The 17100-nt window shown below is 63.3% G+C and carries 13 protein-coding genes; 7 read left to right on the plus strand and 6 right to left on the minus strand.

Annotation, left to right across the window (positions count from 1 at the left end; genetic code table 11):
- Positions 1 to 3: 3 nt before the first annotated feature.
- The 3 genes from GGR33_RS20670 to GGR33_RS20680 all read right to left on the minus strand — a co-directional run bounded on the left by GGR33_RS20670 (position 4) and on the right by GGR33_RS20680 (position 4471).
- Positions 4 to 768, minus strand: a complete 765-nt coding sequence (locus tag GGR33_RS20670) for a methyltransferase domain-containing protein (RefSeq protein WP_183508765.1) — start codon at positions 766 to 768, stop codon at positions 4 to 6.
- Positions 769 to 1353: 585 nt separating this feature from the next.
- Complete coding sequence (locus GGR33_RS20675; protein ID WP_246413326.1) at positions 1354 to 2886, minus strand: amidase; 1533 nt, start codon at positions 2884 to 2886, stop codon at positions 1354 to 1356.
- A gap of 121 nt (positions 2887 to 3007) precedes the next feature.
- A complete protein-coding gene (locus tag GGR33_RS20680) occupies positions 3008 to 4471 on the minus strand; it encodes a carbohydrate porin (RefSeq protein WP_183508767.1) in 1464 nt (487 codons plus the stop codon).
- Between the two features lie 513 nt (positions 4472 to 4984).
- On the opposite strand from GGR33_RS20680, the gene GGR33_RS20685 reads away from it, so the two are divergent.
- From GGR33_RS20685 to urtE, 5 genes are all read left to right on the plus strand, one after another.
- Positions 4985 to 6295, plus strand: a complete 1311-nt coding sequence (locus GGR33_RS20685; protein WP_183508768.1) for a transporter substrate-binding domain-containing protein — start codon at positions 4985 to 4987, stop codon at positions 6293 to 6295.
- 120 nt (positions 6296 to 6415) lie between these two features.
- Positions 6416 to 7291 carry an urea ABC transporter permease subunit UrtB gene (urtB, locus tag GGR33_RS20690; RefSeq protein WP_183508961.1) on the plus strand — a complete coding sequence of 292 codons (876 nt, stop codon included), beginning with the start codon at positions 6416 to 6418 and terminating at the stop codon, positions 7289 to 7291.
- 26 nt (positions 7292 to 7317) lie between these two features.
- Positions 7318 to 8427: an urea ABC transporter permease subunit UrtC gene (gene urtC, locus GGR33_RS20695; protein WP_183508769.1), complete on the plus strand. Its 1110-nt coding sequence runs from the start codon at positions 7318 to 7320 to the stop codon at positions 8425 to 8427.
- Between the two features lie 10 nt (positions 8428 to 8437).
- A complete protein-coding gene (urtD, locus tag GGR33_RS20700; protein ID WP_183508771.1) occupies positions 8438 to 9178 on the plus strand; it encodes an urea ABC transporter ATP-binding protein UrtD in 741 nt (246 codons plus the stop codon).
- A 2-nt stretch (positions 9179 to 9180) separates the two neighbouring features.
- Positions 9181 to 9879 (plus strand): urea ABC transporter ATP-binding subunit UrtE, encoded by a 699-nt coding sequence (urtE, locus tag GGR33_RS20705; protein ID WP_183508773.1) that lies wholly within the window; start codon positions 9181 to 9183, stop codon positions 9877 to 9879.
- Positions 9880 to 9915: 36 nt separating this feature from the next.
- On the opposite strand, the gene GGR33_RS20710 is transcribed toward urtE, so the two are convergent.
- Genes GGR33_RS20710 through GGR33_RS20720 form a run of 3 tightly spaced genes read right to left on the minus strand, consistent with a single transcriptional unit; the run spans position 9916 to position 13452 of the window.
- Positions 9916 to 11199 (minus strand): ABC transporter substrate-binding protein, encoded by a 1284-nt coding sequence (locus GGR33_RS20710; protein WP_284211830.1) that lies wholly within the window; start codon positions 11197 to 11199, stop codon positions 9916 to 9918.
- A 23-nt stretch (positions 11200 to 11222) separates the two neighbouring features.
- Positions 11223 to 12770, minus strand: a complete 1548-nt coding sequence (locus GGR33_RS20715; protein ID WP_284211829.1) for a hybrid sensor histidine kinase/response regulator — start codon at positions 12768 to 12770, stop codon at positions 11223 to 11225.
- On the minus strand, positions 12763 to 13452 hold the full coding sequence (locus GGR33_RS20720) for a response regulator (RefSeq protein WP_183508777.1): 690 nt from the start codon (positions 13450 to 13452) through the stop codon (positions 12763 to 12765). Before GGR33_RS20720 ends, GGR33_RS20715 begins: the two co-directional genes overlap by 8 nt.
- A gap of 618 nt (positions 13453 to 14070) precedes the next feature.
- Between GGR33_RS20720 and GGR33_RS20725 the strand changes: the two genes are divergently transcribed.
- Together GGR33_RS20725 and GGR33_RS20730 are read left to right on the plus strand one after the other, a co-directional pair.
- A complete protein-coding gene (locus GGR33_RS20725) occupies positions 14071 to 14511 on the plus strand; it encodes a N,N-dimethylformamidase alpha subunit family protein (RefSeq protein ID WP_183508779.1) in 441 nt (146 codons plus the stop codon).
- Positions 14512 to 14626: 115 nt separating this feature from the next.
- Positions 14627 to 17050, plus strand: a complete 2424-nt coding sequence (locus tag GGR33_RS20730; RefSeq protein WP_246413327.1) for a LamG domain-containing protein — start codon at positions 14627 to 14629, stop codon at positions 17048 to 17050.
- Positions 17051 to 17100 lie beyond the last annotated feature (50 nt).

Genomic DNA, 17100 nt, shown 5'->3' on the forward strand with positions numbered 1-17100 from the left:
GGTCTAATCCGCTCGCCTGATCATGCAGTTGGCGACGGCGTAGGTCACGGTCGCACCCCGTGCATCGAAGGCGTGCAGCGCGCGTCTGAGCTGCCCCACGGAGCCGGTCGCCGCTTGGTCGGAGGGCGTGTGCGCCCCGATCGCCTTGAGCGCGCGCAAGAACGTGGCTGCGTCGGCATGGGACTCGCGTACATCCTCCAGCCCGATCTCGGTGCTGCAGCCCTCGAAGCGCATAACCCGGAGGGTCTCGATCGACGGATAGGCCGGCGTCGCCGAGATCCGTCCCACCGAGTCCTGCGCCGCGTCCCACTCGCGGAACGTGCCGGCGGCGAGAGTGGTGACGGCGAGCAGGCCGCCGGGACGCAACAGGGCGGCGAGCTCGGCCAAAGCGCTCGGCAGATCCGCGAACCATTGCGCGGCGAGGCTCGACGCGATGAGGTCGAACCCGGCTGCCGCGGCGGGACGCTCGGCATCCATGACGGCGAAGTGGAGATCGGGAGCCTCCCCGATCCGCTTCCGGCACCGCGCGATCATCGCCGGGGCGATGTCGCTGGCGAGCATCGGCCCGACCGAGACTCGGCTCCGCAACGCCTGCGTCAGGAACCCGGTGCCGCAGCCGATCTCCAGGACACGCGGCGACGGCGCGAGCGGCTCGGCGGCAATCGCGGCTGCGAGACCTTCGGCCACCACCGCCTGGATGCGGGCAGCGCCGTCGTACTCGTCCGCGCGATCGAAGGCCCGCGCGACAGCCTGTTTCCACGCGGTCATTCTTGTTCGAGATGCGATCGTCCAGCGGCTCGCGCCCGCCCTAACCTGCCGGGGTCACTCTCTCAAGCCGGCGCGATGCAGGCTTGAGAGAGTGACCCCGAGGATCCATTCTGATCGGCAGTGCCGCTTCCGAGCCAATCTTGTCGTAGACGCCTGATCGCGCGGTTCCCGAAAGCGGACGGACCTTCCGCCATCATTTCGGCGGTAGTGCGCGCAAACCGATCATCTGGAGTTGTCCGCTACGCTCACGAAAGCGGACACGCTTCAAAACGTCAAGGGAATGGTTCAGATCGCGCTAAGCGGCTCGCCGAAAGAGCCTTCCGCCACGGCGCGATACTCCGATTCCCCGATGAGTGTCGCACTTTGGCCCGTGGCTGTGCCATCCTTGACGAGCGCTGGACTGCCAAGCTTGATGGCAACCATGAGCGGTTGCCGCATTGCTCCACGTTGCCGCGATCAGTCCAAGACACAGAAACACGAAGCGCAATGTTCGACTCCGGCGAAGCGTTGCAATGATGAGAGTTCGGATTTAGTTCGAGCGTATTCGGAAATCGCAAGTCATCAAACTCGACGCTTTTAGATAATCTAAGTTATGACGGGATACTTCCGATGAAACGTTGCAGACTCGTAGTCGTTGGCCATAGCTAAAAGATCAGATTCGCTCCAGAGCCGCCCGACGAATATGAGATTGAACGGCGATCCGGAGGCGTAGGCGCCTGCAGGCACTGTAACGCCCGGCAGGCCGGCAATGTTGATTTCACAAACCGTCGTCTCGAGCACCGTTCCCGGTCCTTGTAGGGGCGGCAATTCGGCCCGCATCTGCGGGAAGACGAGAGCATCGAGCCGGTGAGCCGCCATGACCTCTTCGAACTTCGCGAGATAGGCCTCGCGAACGGCCAGGAATTCGGACAGGTCCGGCGGCGACGTCGGATCGGCCACGCAGGCCGCGAAAGGCCGGATATGCTTCATGAACGACAACACGCCGCTTGGGCCGAAGGCGTCCTCGCTCTTCGTCCGCTCCGCAAATTCCGCAAAGCTTTTGACGGTCGCGTCAGGCCCCATTCTTTCGAGATACTGGTGCGTATCGTAGAGGATCGACTCGAGCCCCCGGGCATCGAAATAGGCCAGTCCAGGCGTCGGTTCGGCAAGGTCGGCAAAGCCCGAGCCCGCGAAGGGATCTCCGACGAGCGTTGCCCGCCTCGACTCGAGCTCGCCCTGAGCGCGCTCGTAGAGCGCAGCCGCTTCGGCCGACAGAGGCAGGTCGCGCCAGCCCGGACCGTAGAGACCAAGCCGCTTGCCTCTGAGCGCCGTCGTGCTCAGGGCTGCCGTGTAGCCTTTGCTTGGCAGCTTGCCGATGGCCGCAACCGTCTTTGGGTCTTCGGACCCGTAGCCAGCCAACGCGTCGAGAACCAGGGCCGCATCCCGAACGCAGCGCGCAATCGGACCCATGACGTCGCGCGTGCTTCCGGCCAGCGGCATCACACCGGTATTTGGCACGAGACCGAAGGTTGGCTTCACGCCCACGAGACCTTGCGCGGAGGCGGGGTTCTGGATCGATCCGCCGGTTTCCTCGGCGAGCCCCAGGACAGCGTAGCTCGCCGCGACGGCCGAAGCCGTGCCCGCACTGCTGCCGCCCGGCATGCGATCGGGCACCACGACGTTCAGTGTCGGGCCCGCCCAGCTGTCATTCGCATGGCTTCCCGTGTGGCTCAGGATCGGAACGTTGGTCTTTCCGAGGATGACGCAACCGGCAGCTCGCATCCGGGCGACCACCGCGCAATCGGTTGTCGGGATGAGATCCGTGCCACCTGCCTTGGAGCTGAAAAAGTGCCAGCCGCCGGTGCTCGGCGCTCCGGCCATGTCCATCGTGTCCTTGATCACGATGGGCACGCCTGCGAGGGCTCCGAGCGTCTCGCCAGCTGCTCGGCGTTGATCGATCGCACGCGCGTCGTCGAGTGCATCCGGGTTCAGCGCGACGATCGCGTTGTAACGCCCATCGAGACGCGCGATGCGCTCGAGGCAGGCCGCTGCCATCGCCTCGGCGGTCACGCCGCGAGCGAACGCTCCCTGCACGTCCGCTACGGTCATTTCAGCCACGTCGACCGATTCCTGCGTCATGATCGCTCCCATCGGGATGACGGTGATGGAGACGGCGTCGATCCGGTCCGCCGTCTCGATGCCGCGTGCTGGAGTGGGCCGCGCGACCTGCGCGGCCCGGCTCTTTGCCTTTGTGTCGTCCTCAGCCTGGTGCGAGGCCGAGGAGGGTTCCGATCGGGACGATGAGGGTGAAGCCGCCGTACCAGCCGTCCTTGGGGCGGCGCGCGGTATAGGGATCGAAGAAGCTGTTGCCGTTGACGAGGTACTGGACGGCCGGCTCGAGGGCGATGCCGCGGCCGAAGTCGAAGTGGGCATTGGCCTCGAAGATGAACTTGTCGCGAGAGAAGCCCCGGCCGGTGCCGCCTGCGGTGAGGTTGGCCTGGGACAGGAAGGTCGCGTAGTCGTCGGCGATCCGCTGGTAGTTCATCTTCAGGCCGTAGGTGTCGTTCGGCCGGCTCTGGTCGGGCGCCTGCAGCATGACGCCGAAGAACGAGTTGAACTGGATCGGGATCGTCGAGTCGAGAGCGCCGCCGGTCCCGGTATAGAGCACCAGCGCCGTGGGATGCGGGTTGAGCTCGAGGCCGCCATCGGCGCGCCAGACCGTCTGGCTGGCGGTGAGCACGATGCCCGAGGTGCCCTGCCTCTGCAGCACCGGGGCACCGGGGTTGAGGCCCTTGGCCGTGCCGAAGATCGTGCGGAAGTTATCGTCGTGATCGGCGGTGTTGTAGAAGCCGGTCAGCGAGATCCGGGTCGGATAGGCCTCCTGGGTGTAGTCGGTCTTGTAGCCGATCTCGGACATGACCAGCGCACCGGCGATCTGCTCGTAGCCCCAGTCATAGCCGGACAGGAAGTTGGTGCCCGGGTTCACGGTGAAGGCGCCGGCCTGGATGTAGGTGTTCTCCGAGAGCTTGTAGGAGACGTTGCCGCCCCAGACGCCGAACAGCGGCGAGGTGAATCCGGCATTGAAGTAGAACAGGTCCTGGAAGCAGGTATTGATCGAGTTGCAGTTCGGGAGCCCGTAATAGCGACCCGGATGGGTGCGGCCGAACTCGACCACGAGGCGGTCGTCGAGCAGCTTCTGCTGGTAGGTCAGCAGCGACAGGCGGGTGTCGTTGGGGGTGAAGGGCGGCTGGTAGCCCATCGTGGTGTCGCCGATCGCGCCGGCGAGGTTGGTGTTGCGCACCAGGCCGAAGAAGGTCTCGGTGAAGTTGATCGAACCGCCCGCGATGCCGGCGAGCTTCTGCATGTCGGCGGTCATGCTCAGCACGAAATAGGCCGAGTTGGACTGGTTTCCGGTTCTCAGGCCGGCCGAGGGATTGGCCTGGTAGAAGTCGTACATGTTGACGTCGAAGGTGAAGCCGGCCGCGGCCATGCCGTTGGCCCAGTCGGCCAGAGGACCGACCCGGACCGGAGCCGCCGCCTTCTGAACCTTCGCCGGAGACGTCCGAGGCGCCGTCTGCCTGCTCGCTTTCTCAACAGCAGATGCCGTTTGGGCGTGGGCTCCCGGGGCCAACAGGCCCAAGGCGGCAGCGGCAACGAACCCAATCAGGCGCTTCCTTATCGGCGAGCGCGTTGAGCCGTGATCGATTTTTCGACAAATCTTCATTGTGCCAAACCCTCCAGAAGATCGACCAGACAGCCGTGATCATTGCCCGATGCTGCAGAGCGCAGCGCCGGATCGATCCGTCTCCCTTTTGGTCGTTTGGTGCTTCTCTGGATGGCTGCCCCGTCACGCCTGCTTTCGCGGTTTGCGCGAATTCAAGAATGAACACACATCCGAGTTTATTCCACCTGTGGCTGCACAGCCTAGGTACACATTGCATCAAGCAATGCGCTGATTGGCCAGCATGACTTCAAAGTTCGCACCGCAAGGTTTGAACGGTCAACTGCCTACTTCTGCGCGCGCTGTGGCAAAGCTCATCTCTTGCAAATATGCCACGCTATATTTGCAGGTGCCTGTTTTTCGCGCAGCGAAAGCATAGCGTTTCTCCAGGCTGCGCGTTGACGGGTTGCCCCCCTCATGTCAGCTTTTCTCATCAAGACAAAATAGTGCCGGAGACGCAACGCCTGTTGGCTCGCATTGCGCGGGCTGCTGCCGGCTGTCTTGCAGGAGACGAAGATGGACATCACGCGTCGTAGAATATTGAAAGGGTCGACGCTGGCTGCGGCAGCGGTCGCCGCCCCGCATCTGTGGCTTCCGACATCTCGCGAAGCCTGGGGTGCGACACTCAAGAAGGGCGAACCGATCAAGGTCGGCCTGCTGTTCTCTCTGACCGGTCAGCTCGCGGTGCCGGAGGAAGATTCGACCCTCGTGATGCAATACGCGATTGAGGAGATCAACAAGAACGGTGGCATTGCCGGCCACGAGATCAAGCCGATCATCATCGACGCGAAATCAGACTTTAACGTCTACTCGGAGAAGGCGAAAGAGCTCATCCTGCGGGAGAAAGTGATCGCGCTGTTCGGCTGCTACACCTCGGCCAGCCGCAAGGCGATCCTGCCGATCGTCATGCAGCAGAACAACCTGCTCTACTACCCGACCTGCTACGAGGGTGCCGAATGCACCCAGAACACGATCTGCACGGGTCCGCTGGCAAACCAGCATTCGAAGGACCTGATCCCGTTCATGGTCAAGAACTTCGGCAAGAAGTGCTTCTTCGTCGGCTCGAACTATGTCTGGCCGAAGGAGTCCAACAAGAACGCCAAGATCTGGCTTCAGAATGCCGGCGGCGAGCTGCTCGGCGAAGAGTACATTCCCCTCGGCAGCTCCGAGTTCGGTCCCGTCCTGAACAAAATCCGCGACGCCAAGCCGAACTTCATCTTCTCGACCGTCGTCGGCGCCTCTGACATCGCATTCCACAAGCAGTTCAAGCAGGAGGGTTTCAAGGTCGACTCGATGCCGATCGCCTCGCTCACCACCGGTGAGATCGAAACCAAGGCGATGGGGGCCGATGTCGGCGCGGGTCACTTCCTCTCGGCGCCGTACTTCCAAACGCTCGAAAATCCGACGAACGTGAAGTTCGTCGAGAACTTCCTCAAGAGCAAATACGGGAAAAACGGCAGCACGCACTACAACATGGAAGAGACCTACCTCTCGGCCTACGTCTTCAAGTATGGCCTCGAGAAGGCTCTCAAGAAGACCGGCAACATCGAGGAGGTCACGTCTCGTATGATCCGCGACGTGAGCGGCGGTATCCGGGTCGAGGACGACATCTCGCCGGAAGGTCTGATCTGGATCGACGGTGACAACTTCAACACCTGGCTGAAGCCCAAGATCGGCCAGTGCCAGGCCGACGGCAGCTTCAAGACCGTCTACCAGGCTGCCGAGCACGTCGCCCCGGACCCGTATTCGATCTACCCGAATTCCGGAAAGTGCACGGCCGACGGCCTCGTCGCCCCCGACGGCAAGGCACGCAAGAACGTCATCTGACCATCAAAAGCACAGCCGCCAGCCTCGCGGGAAACCCTCCTGCGAGGCTGGCGCAGGCCTGATCGGCATCGTTCTTGCCGGTCGAATTCAAGATACAATTGCGGAGGCAGCGTGCCCCACATCGAATTCGCGTCCGTCGTGAATGCGCTGATCCTCGGTTTGAGCATCGCCAGCATTTGGCTGATCGCGGCGATCGGACTGACGATCATTTACGGAACCGTCGGCGTCATCAACATGGCCCACGGCGAATTTCTCATGCTTGGCGCCTATACGTCGTACGTGCTGCAAAGCTTCTTTGGGCTGCCCTTCCTTCTGTGCATCCCGGCCTCCTTCATCGTCGTGGGGGCAATCGGGTTGGTGATCGAAAGAGGCTTGATCCGATATCTCTACCATCGCCCGCTCGACACGCTTCTCGCGACATGGGGCGTGTCTCTGGTCCTGATGCAGGGCGTGCGCATCCTCTTCGGCAGTGACCCGAAATACGTCTCCGTCCCGGAGATCTTCCAGAGCAACGTCGAGATCGGCTTCGTGAGCCTCTCGGTCTTCCGGATCTTCGTCTTCGGTTTCACGGCGGCAGTCGTCGCCGGCACCGTCTACCTCTTCTACCGGACACGGTTCGGCATGCAGGTGCGTGCCGTGATGCAGAACAAGGAGATGGCGGCCTCCTTCGGCATCAACGCGGATCGCGTCTACATGACGACCTTCGCCATAGGGGCCGGCCTCGCCGGCATGGCCGGGTGCCTGTTCGGCGTGCTGGCGATCGTCCTCCCGACGATGGGCACGGCCTATGTGGTTCAGGCCTTCCTCGTGGTCGTCGTCGGCGGCGGAACTCTGCTCGGAAGTGTCGCCGCCTCGGGCCTCACCGGTGAGTTGCACTCCATCTTCGCGATGGTCTCGAACGACACCTTCGCACGCTTCCTTCTCTACGTGCTCATCGTCGTCTTCCTGCGGTTTCGGCCGCGCGGTCTCTTCGCCGTCGCCAAGGCGCGTCGTTGAGTTCTCCGAAAGATCAGTACAGATCGATGACCAACAACCTCTTCCACAACAGGACGGCTCAGTGGGCGGTCTACGCCGCCTTCTTCCTTGGCCTCGCAGCCATTCCGACCTTCGTCAGCGATGGCTTTCTCCTCAATCAGTTCGCTACCTACGGCGTCTACGCGATGCTGGCTCTGTCGATCAGCCTGTCCTGGGGCTTCGGTGGCATCCTGAACCTCGGTCAGGGTATCGCCTTCGGGTTGGCCGCTTACGGCATGGCCATGACGATGCAGATGCAGTCTCAGGACGCATCGAACCCGCTGCCGCCCTTCATGGCGAATAACAGCCTCGAACATCTGCCGTTCTTCTGGGAGCCCTTCTGGAACACGGGCTTCGGCATCTTCCTGGCGCTGTTCGTGCCGACGCTGTTCTACGTGATCTTCGGAAGCCTGATGTTTCGCGCCCGCGTCTCGGGACCGTTCATCGCGATCATGACGCTCGCGATGCTTAGCGCTCTCAACACGCTGATCCTCGACATGCAGCCCTACACCAACGGCGTCAACGGGATCTCGCCGCCGGCCGCCCTGCAGATCTTCGGAACCGAGATCGATCCGTACAGCTCCAAGGCGTACTGGACCGTCCTCATCCTGCTCATCCTGACGACCGTCGCCTCGAAGTTGCTGACGCACAGCAAGTTCGGGCTCGTCGTCCAGGCACTCCGCGGTGACCCGGAGCGCGTGCGCTTCCTCGGCTACAACGTCGCCCTCTACGAGACGGTCATCTACACCATCTCAGGGCTGATTGCGGCGATTGCCGGCTGCCTCTGGGTGATGCTGGTGCAGTACGTGTCGCCCGCCCAGCTCGACGTCACCTTCAGCATCACCATGGTGATCTGGGCCGGGATCGGCGGACGATTGTCGTTGCTCGGCGCCATCCTCGGCGCGCTGATGATCCAGGGAGGCCAGAGCTATCTGGGCGACCAGTTCCTCAACACCTGGCTCCTGCTGCTCGGCGGCTTCTTCATCCTCGTCGTGCGTTTCCTGCCGCGCGGCTTGGCGGGGCTGCTCGAAAAGATCCTCGGCATGGCGGCAAGCCGCCAACCGCGGCAACCCGATCCCATTGCGCCCCCCCACGCCGTCGGCGCTCCGGCCAAGTGAGGACAAGACGATGGGTGTTCTCGAAATCCACAACCTTCACAAGAGCTTCGGCGGCACGCACGTCATCAACGACTTCAGCCTCGACGTGACGGAGCTCACCTTGTGCTGCCTCGTCGGACCGAACGGCGCCGGCAAGACCACGACGATGGACCTGATCACCGGGCGTCAGAAGCCCACCTCGGGCAAGATCGTCCTGCGCAACGACGACATCACCGGACTGGGCGAGCACGAAATCGCCCAGCGCGGCATCGGCAGAAAGTTCCAGGTTCCGGCGGTCTTCCGGGAACTGAGTGTGCGCCAGAACTTCGAGGTCTCGTATTCGCAGGAGGTCAATCCCTTCCGGAACATGTTCCGGCGACAGCCGGCGGGCTTCAAGTCGCGGCTCGACGAGGTCGCGACGTTGACCGGGCTGAAGGACCGGCTCGACGTTGAGGCGGGCTTTCTTTCCCATGGCGAGACGCAGTGGCTCGAGATCGGCATGGTCCTAATGCAGAACCCGGCCATCCTCCTGCTCGACGAACCCGTTGCCGGGATGACCGAGTCCGAAATCGAGAAGACGATCGTTTTCCTCAATCAGCTCAAGAAGAACCACACCCTCATCGTCGTCGAGCACGACATGAGCTTCGTGCGCGAGATCGCGGACGTGGTGACCGTGATGCACATGGGGAGCTTTCTCGCCCAGGGGAAGCTCAGTGAAATCGAGAACAACCCGAAGGTGCGGGAAGTCTATCTCGGCGAACCGGAGATCTGACCGTGCTGCTTTCGCTCGGAAACGTCACGTCCTATTACGGCAAGACGCCGATCCTGAAGGATATCGGCTTCGATCTGCCGGAAGGCGAGTGCCTCTGCGTCCTCGGCCGCAACGGCGTCGGCAAGACGACGCTCTTGCGCACCATCATGGGCCTCACGGACCGCTCGAACGGCGAGATCCGTATCTCGGGCGATGCGATCGGCCAGGCCCCGACCTACAAGCGCGCGAAATACGGCCTCGGCTACATCCCGCAGGGGCGCCAGATCCTGCCGCACTTCACGGTGAAGGAGAACATCCTGCTCGGGACGTTCGCGCGTACCGACGGCAAGGAGGAGGTGCCCGAACTCTGCCTGAGCCTCTTTCCCTATCTCGCCCAGAACCTGCACCGGAAGGCAGGTCTGCTCTCGGGCGGCCAGCAGCAGCAATTGGCGATCGCACGGGCGCTCGCGACCAACCCGCGGATTCTCCTGCTGGACGAGCCGACGGAAGGCATTCAGCCGAACATCGTCGCCGAGATCGGCCAGACGCTCGGCCGCCTGAACAAGGAATTCGGCATCACGCTGATCCTGACCGAGCAGCACATCAAGGTGGCGCGCAAGCTCGGCGATGCCTTCCTGATGATGGAGAACGGCCGCATCGTCGCGCGTGGTCCCATCGGCGACATGACGGACGAGCTCATCAACCGGCACATGACGATCTGACCGAGATTGCCGTCCTTCTGGGGACGGCAGCCACGGTCACATGCGGTCGGTCGGCCGTCCCGGCCTCGGGCTGCTCACGGCGGCCGGCCGCGGGACGCCACCGCGCCGGCTCATCCATGGCGGCAGGATGAAGCGCTCGGTGTTGTAGGGCTCCGGCGCGATCATCGAGAGCGGCTTCCGGTGGTCGTGGATCTGGTAGAAAATGTGCGGCATCCCGAGTGACGGGTCGTGTGTCACGACCGGGTATGGCACGGCGGCCTGCCAGTCGGGATGATACCGGATCGTGCCGTGCACGCTCCGGTAGATCATGCCCTTGAGTGCCCGCGCGACCTTGCGGTTCTGCTCGAAATGGCCGGGAGCCCCCGAACCTCCGGCCATGGCGGCGGCGACCGCATAGTGGTGCATGTTGCTGTAGGATTGGCAGCCGATCGTCGCGCTCGCGCCTTCGCCGAAGCGGGCATTGTAGCGGGCCTCGAAACTCTTCCCGACCTCGTCGCGGAGGAGACCGATCACGGACGACACGATGATGCCGACGCTCGCTTCCTGGGCGATGTCCGCGAAGGTCCGGTGCATCGCTCCGTATTGCAGGTAGACGAGGCAGTCGATCGGGTTGTCCATGAACTGCCGTTGGAAATACGCGAGATCGCCGGCGTAGAAATGCGTGTTCGCGACGACGGCCGGGTTGGTGGCGCGAACCTCCTCGATGATCTCCCGCCACTGCGTCGTCGGCGTCTGCACGATCTTCGGGCCGAAGCAGAGCCGCCAGCCGTAATCGGCCGCCGCGGCCGCCATCGATTGCGCAATGACGATACTGTACGGCTTCGACCCGGCAATGATGGCCAGTCGGTCGGAACTCGGCGTCCATTGCCCGGTATCGCGAAGCCACGAAATGAACTTGATGAAGCCGGGCCCGTACCAATAGTCGGCCGGGTCGGCCATGAAACACCCGAAGTAGCGCTCCGGATCGCTCATCACCGTGTCGTGGTGCTGCAGCAGCGTGTTGGCGTGGACGTAGATGATCCCGGCGTCGGCGATCGGTTCGTATTCGGAATTCTGGGGGCCGATATTGTAGCCGCAGATGATCGCATGCACCCGATGCTTCTCGATCAGCATGCGTGCCGCCCCGACGACCTCCTCGGCGGTCTGCCGGCAGGTATCGACGAAAATCGGCTGGAACTTGCGCCCGAGCAGGCCGCCTTGGGCGTTCAGTTCCTCGACGGCAAGGATCATCCCATTCCGGAACTCCGCGCCGTCGGCGGCGGAGGGCCCGGTCAGTGGGATCATGCTCCCGATCGGGATGGGCGGCAGTTCGACGGACACTCGCTTGGCCCCACGCTCATCGATCAGTCCGGCCGGCGGACTTGTCCCGGCTCGAACAGGAGATTGTGCATCAGAACGCGCAGACGTGGCGGGCTCGCCGGCTTGATCAGAACCGGCAGTCCAGCCTCGCGGATACCCTCGAGCACTTTCGGTTCGGCATCGGCGGTGACGATGAAGGCTGGCGTCTCCGCGCCGAACGCCTTTCGCAACTCGCGCACCACCTCGACACCCGTCCGGCTGGTCAGGTTGTAGTCGGCGACGATCAGGCGAACCCGCGTGCCGCCGCGCGCCAATCGCAACGCCTCGTCCTCGGTCGCGGCGGCGTGAACCTCGATTCCCCATCGCTGGAGCAACTGCGTCATGCTCCGGCGCAAGATGTCGTCATCCTCGACGAGCAGCACCGGAACGCCGACGAACTCGCCGGCCACGGCCTCGCTGATCTCGGCATCCCCGCCTTCGCTGTGCCAGATGTTGCCGAAGGGCACGGTGACCGAGAAGATCGAGCCGTGGCCCGGGCGGGATCTCAGCCGCACGCGCAGTTCTAGCAGGTCGGCAAGCCGCTTGACGATGTTCAAGCCGAGGCCGAGCCCCGTCTTCTCGCCGCGCCGCTCGTCCGTGACGCGATAAAACTCGTCGAAGACGCGCTCACGATCCGCGTCCTTGATGCCGCGCCCGGTATCGACGACCTCGATGCGCAGGAGCTTTCCCTCCTTGCGGCAACCGATCAGGACACCGCCGACATCGGTGAAGCGGATGGCGTTGGCGACGAAATTGCTGAGAATTCGTTCGAGCAGGGCCCGGTCGGTGGCGATCGTGTCGCGCGGCGTGACGAAGCGCAGCCGCAGGCCCTTCTCCTCGGCCTGGTGCCGGAACGGGATGTCGAGCCGCTCGAAGAGCTGGGAGAGCTGGAAGCTCGTGATGCGCGGCTTGATCCGACCTGCATCGAGCTGCCCGATCTGGAGGAGCGCACCGAGCAGGTCCTCCATGATCAGCGCCGCGACGCTCATCGCGTGCAGCATCTCGGCGCGGGCGTCCTGGTCGGCTTCGCGGATGCAGCTGTAGATGAGGATCTTGAGGGAGGCGAGCGGCTGGCGAAGGTCGTGGTTGGCGGCTCTCAGGAAGCGCGACTTCGCCTCGTCTGTCGCCTCCGCGGCTTCCTTCGCTTCGCGCAGAGCCTGCTCGTTGCGCTTCATCGCGGTGACGTCGGAATAGGTCGCCGATAGGCCGCCGTCGCGCGTCGGACGCTGCGTCACGTTCATGACGAGTCCGGCGGCGAGGATGTAGTCAGCAGACTTCTCGATCCCGAAATCCGCGATCTCCTCCCGTACCCAGAGATCCGGATCCGCGAGCACGACCTCCCGGGAATGGGCGAGGCGACCCATGAAGTCTTCGAAGAGTTCGCCTGCCGTCGGTGTGATGCCGAGCGTGCGCCGCAGCGTTTCGTTGGCATAGGCCAGACGTCGATCGGGCCGCCAGATGGCGATGCCGCTCGGCAGCGCATCCAGTCCCGCCAGAACAGTCGGGTCCAGGGCGAGGCGGCGATCCGTTGCGAGATCCGGCTCGTCAGCCACGTTCCGTCGCCGCCAGCGGGCCGAAATGCCTGATCGCGTAATGCACGGCTTCCGCGCGATCCCGCATGTTCAGGCTCTTCATGACGTTACCGAGATGGACGCGGACCGTATGGCTGCTGAGATCGAGTTCCGACGCAATCCGCTTCACGGAGTAGCCTTGGCCCAACAACAGGAGAATGTCCCTCTGACGCTCGGTCAGCATGCCCATGTCGCGCTCGACCGTTTGCCCCTCCGATAAATGCTGGCCGTTCTGCGGCGTAGCCGAAGGTGCGGCGGCGCCGCCAGACCGCTCGATGATGCGTCGGGGAAATGAAACCTCGCCCTCCAACACCCGTTCGAGCGCGCGCTCGATCTCCTGGCCCCCGGACGATTTCGGGATGTAGCCGATCACACCGTGCCCGAGCGACCTCATGACGTGGTCGACGTCCTCGTGAACGGAGATCACGACGACGGGAACGTCGGGAAACGAAGCGCGCAGCCGGCGCAAGCCGTCGAAATCCGAGAAGCCGGGCATGACGAGATCGACGAGCATCAAGTCGACATCGGGATGCGCTTCGAGGAGCGCCTGGGTCTCGTCGAACGTCTCTGCCTCAAACAGTTCGAGCGATTGTCGCAGGCCTCGCAATACTTGCTTCAGGGATTCTCGCACGACCCAGTGATCGTCGGCGATGAGGATCTTCATGCGAGCAGGACCGCCCCTGTCATACGCTGTGCCCTAAGCGACGGCGGCACCTCCCCGGGACCGCCAATCCAACAGCCTTACCCGCCATGACAGTTTGCTGCCAAGGGGTGATGGACAGCTTGAGCGACCATCCGGATGAGTTGGCTCGCAAAATGCACGCCAGACCGTCAATACATCTAGACGATTCGGCCAGATGGCTAGTGGAACAGCGGCAAGGTTGATGATGGCCGACAAAGCCTTGGCCGAAGCGCGGCATACCGGGACGACATTGAGCGAAACGCGATCGGTTACCTTTGGGACGCTGGGCTCGGCGCTCGGCAACGTCGGGGAGAGGATGTCAGCCAAGCCCAAAGACCTGGAGGTGATGAGCGCGGTCGAGCCTCACCGCCCCACTGCACACTCTCAAGCCTCAATGCACAGATCCTGAGCATAAACTGCCTGCCAAAATGTCTAGACGAAATAGCTAGATGGATTGACGATACGTCTAAACCGAGCGTAGTTTAGAATTCGCAGAGATAAACAGAAGGAATCACCTCCTCTGCAAGCAACGGCCGCGCTTTGCCCGGTCGTCCCATGACCGCGCCTCGTCTTCGAGGCGCCTCAGCCAAGAGGATTGCAATGGAACCGATTCCGAAGAAGGGCACTCCGGAGCGCCAGCGTCTGATCGACGAGCACAAGGCGTGCATGGATTCCATGAAGGGCGTGGCGGGCAACTCCGTCCTGCTGTGTGGAACTCCCGGCGACACAACAGTGGTGACCGGCGGTGTGCACGCGGACCCGGTTCTCAAGCGGGTTCTGCTCCGTATGCGTGGCGAAAGCCCGAAGGGAAAACTGATCGTCATCTGCACGAAGATCGAAGCGGAGTGGCGGATTGGCCGGTTGTCGGGGGTTCGGGGCGTTCCGCCCGAGTTCGTCAACGACAAGATCTACACCGACGAGCAGGAGATCCAGCACGAGATCTTCCTGATGCGTCTGGATGAGCTCTCGGACAGCTACGGCTTCCCGGAAGATTTCCACGAAGGCTGGAAGCGCAAGGACGACAACTGGCCGATCACCTGATTTGCCGCCCGTCTTCTCTCCGCCACCATAACCGAATTTGGCCGCGCTCAAGGCCGGCGAAGGCGCGCCCGCAAGGCAAGTCCGCGCTTCATCGAGGATTGGTCCGATGAGTTACATGAGGTTGACCGGATACGCCGACAAATTCGGTGTTCATCCCGGTGATACGATCAAGTTCTACGTCAACTGCGATGGTCCGGCCGAGTACAAGGTCGAGATCGTCCAGATCATCAACGGCGACACCAACCCGCGCGGCCCCGGCTACATCGACAAGCCGATCGAGGCGTCGGTGAACGGCACCTACAAGGGCCAGAAGCAGATCATCCACGGCGGCTCCTACGGCTATGTGCCGGATGCGAAGGCCTTCAACGTCGAGAGCTTCACGCTCCAGTGCTGGGTCTGGCCGACGGCTCCCAAGACCCATCCGCGCTACTGGAAGCACGGCGCCCAAGGCCTCGTCACCAAGTGGTCGGACGATTGCGGCTACGGCCTCTTCATCAACGAGGAGGGCTGCCTCGAACTCCGAATCAACGAGCACCGGATCACCACCGGCGTGCCGATCCGCGATCACGCCTGGCACTTCTGCGCGGCCACCTTCGATGCCGCGACGGGCGACGTCGTCCTCTACCACGAGCCTCAGGTGGTCTACGCGCTCGACCCGGAGATCGCGCCGGTCGAGACGAACTTGAAGCTCGCCATTGCCCACGCTCCGGTCCCGGTCGCCCTGGCGGCCTATGTCGAGGAGCTGGCGCCGGAAGATCCGCTCGCCCAGTCCTCGAAGCCGGCCGGCGTGGTCTTCGCCGGCAAGTATAACGGCAAGATCGACAGCCCGCGCATCTGCAATCGTGCGCTTTCGCGCGCCGAGATCGAGATGATGAAGGCCGGTGCGCAGCCGGGCCTCACCGAGCGCCGCAACAGCGGTCCGACCGGCAAGCTCTCCGAGTGCATCGTCGCCGCCTGGAACTTTTCTGCCGGCATCGACACGCTGTTCTGCAAGGACGAGGGCCCGTATCGCTTCGACGCGACCCTGGTGAACTGCCCGAACCGGGCCATGACCGGCTACAATTGGTCGGGCCAGAACTTCGATTGGAAGCACGCTCCGCAGGAATACGGCGCGATCAGCTTCCATGACGACGACGTCGACGACGCACGCTGGGTGTCCGGCTTCGAATGGACGGTGCCCGAGACCGGCGTGAAGAGCCGCTTCTACGGCGCCAAGCTGACGACGGCCGACGGTGACGAGGACTTCATCCCGTTCTGGGTGGTGCCGCGCGTGGGTCAGGAGACGGCCAAGATCGCCGTCATGGTCCCGACCATCAGCTACATGGCCTATGCGAACGAGCACGTGGCCTGCAATGCCGGCGGCGCCGAGCTGTTCATCTATCGTGTGCCGATCATGCAGGAGCAGAACATGTTCCTGTCCGAGCACCGCGAATACGGCGGCTCGATCTACGACACCCACACCGACGGCACCGGTATCTCGATCTCGTCGCGCCTGCGGCCGATCCTGTCGATCCGGCCGAAATACGATCACTTCCTCGCACAGGCGCCGTGGCAATACCCGGCCGATCTCCACCTCATCTGCTGGCTGGAGACGATGGGCTACGACTACGACGTCTTCACAGACGAAGACATCACCTATGACGGGCTCGCACGGATCGAGAACTACAACGTCATCATCACGGGCTCGCATCCCGAGCACAATTCCGGGCCGCAGCTCGACGCGCTCCACAACTATACGCAGCGCGGCGGTCGCCTGATGTATATGGGCGCGGACGCTTGGTACTGGGTCCACTCCTACCATCCCGGCTATGCCGAGAAGGGCCGCGGCATCGTCACGGAGATGCGCCGCTGCGAATCCGGCATCCGGACTTGGCGCGCGGATCCCGGCGAGTATTACCACCAGGGTACCGGTGAACTCGGCGGCATGTGGCGCTTCCGCGGCCGCTACCTGCACTCCGTCGCGGGTGTCGGCATGTCCTCGGAAGGCTTCGACGTCTCGTCCTACTTCTCGCGGACACCGGACAGCCTCGATGAGCGCGTGGCCTGGGCCTTCGAAGGCATCGGCTACGACGAGAAGCTCGGCAATTTCGGTCTCGTCGGCGGCGGCGCCGCCGGTCTCGAGCTCGACATCGTCGATACCATGCTCGGCTCGCCGCCCCATACCCTGGCAGTGGCGACTTCAGCAGGGCGGCACACCGAGGCCTACCTCCTCGTCATGGAGGATTTCGGCTTCAACCAGCAGGGCCTCGACGGCACGACACATCCGCGTGTGCGGGGCGACATCGCCTTCCACGAGACGCCGAACGGCGGTGGCTGCTTCGCCTTCTCGTCGATCGCGTTCTGCGGCTCGCTGCCCTGGAACAACTGCGAAAACAACATCTCGCGGCTCGTGAAGAACGTGCTCGATCGCTTCTCGACGGATGGGCCGCTGCCCGCTCCGCCGGCGAGCTCCATCAAGCATCGGGGCCGCGCGGATTACGATCCGAACCCGGTCGAGCACCAGAGCCGCAAGGCTCGCGGCGAGCCTCTCCCGGCCTGATCCTCACGATCGATCTCCGCGCTCTCCCGGGAGGGCGCGGGGTGAGGACG

It is taken from the genome of Methylobacterium brachythecii, assembly GCF_014196345.1.
In the GTDB taxonomy this organism is placed as follows: Bacteria; Pseudomonadota; Alphaproteobacteria; order Rhizobiales; family Beijerinckiaceae; genus Methylobacterium; species Methylobacterium brachythecii.

What these genes read in the sequence shown, in the direction of transcription:
- GGR33_RS20720 (WP_183508777.1), bottom strand. Translation starts at nt 13,452, where the DNA reads ATGAAGATCCTCATCGCCGACGATCACTGGGTCGTGCGAGAATCCCTG.
- urtC (WP_183508769.1), top strand. Translation starts at nt 7,318, where the DNA reads ATGACCAACAACCTCTTCCACAACAGGACGGCTCAGTGGGCGGTCTAC.
- GGR33_RS20730 (WP_246413327.1), top strand. Translation starts at nt 14,627, where the DNA reads ATGAGGTTGACCGGATACGCCGACAAATTCGGTGTTCATCCCGGTGAT.
- GGR33_RS20670 (WP_183508765.1), bottom strand. Translation starts at nt 768, where the DNA reads ATGACCGCGTGGAAACAGGCTGTCGCGCGGGCCTTCGATCGCGCGGAC.
- GGR33_RS20685 (WP_183508768.1), top strand. Translation starts at nt 4,985, where the DNA reads ATGGACATCACGCGTCGTAGAATATTGAAAGGGTCGACGCTGGCTGCG.
- GGR33_RS20675 (WP_246413326.1), bottom strand. Translation starts at nt 2,886, where the DNA reads ATGACGCAGGAATCGGTCGACGTGGCTGAAATGACCGTAGCGGACGTG.
- GGR33_RS20725 (WP_183508779.1), top strand. Translation starts at nt 14,071, where the DNA reads ATGGAACCGATTCCGAAGAAGGGCACTCCGGAGCGCCAGCGTCTGATC.
- urtD (WP_183508771.1), top strand. Translation starts at nt 8,438, where the DNA reads ATGGGTGTTCTCGAAATCCACAACCTTCACAAGAGCTTCGGCGGCACG.
- GGR33_RS20680 (WP_183508767.1), bottom strand. Translation starts at nt 4,471, where the DNA reads ATGAAGATTTGTCGAAAAATCGATCACGGCTCAACGCGCTCGCCGATA.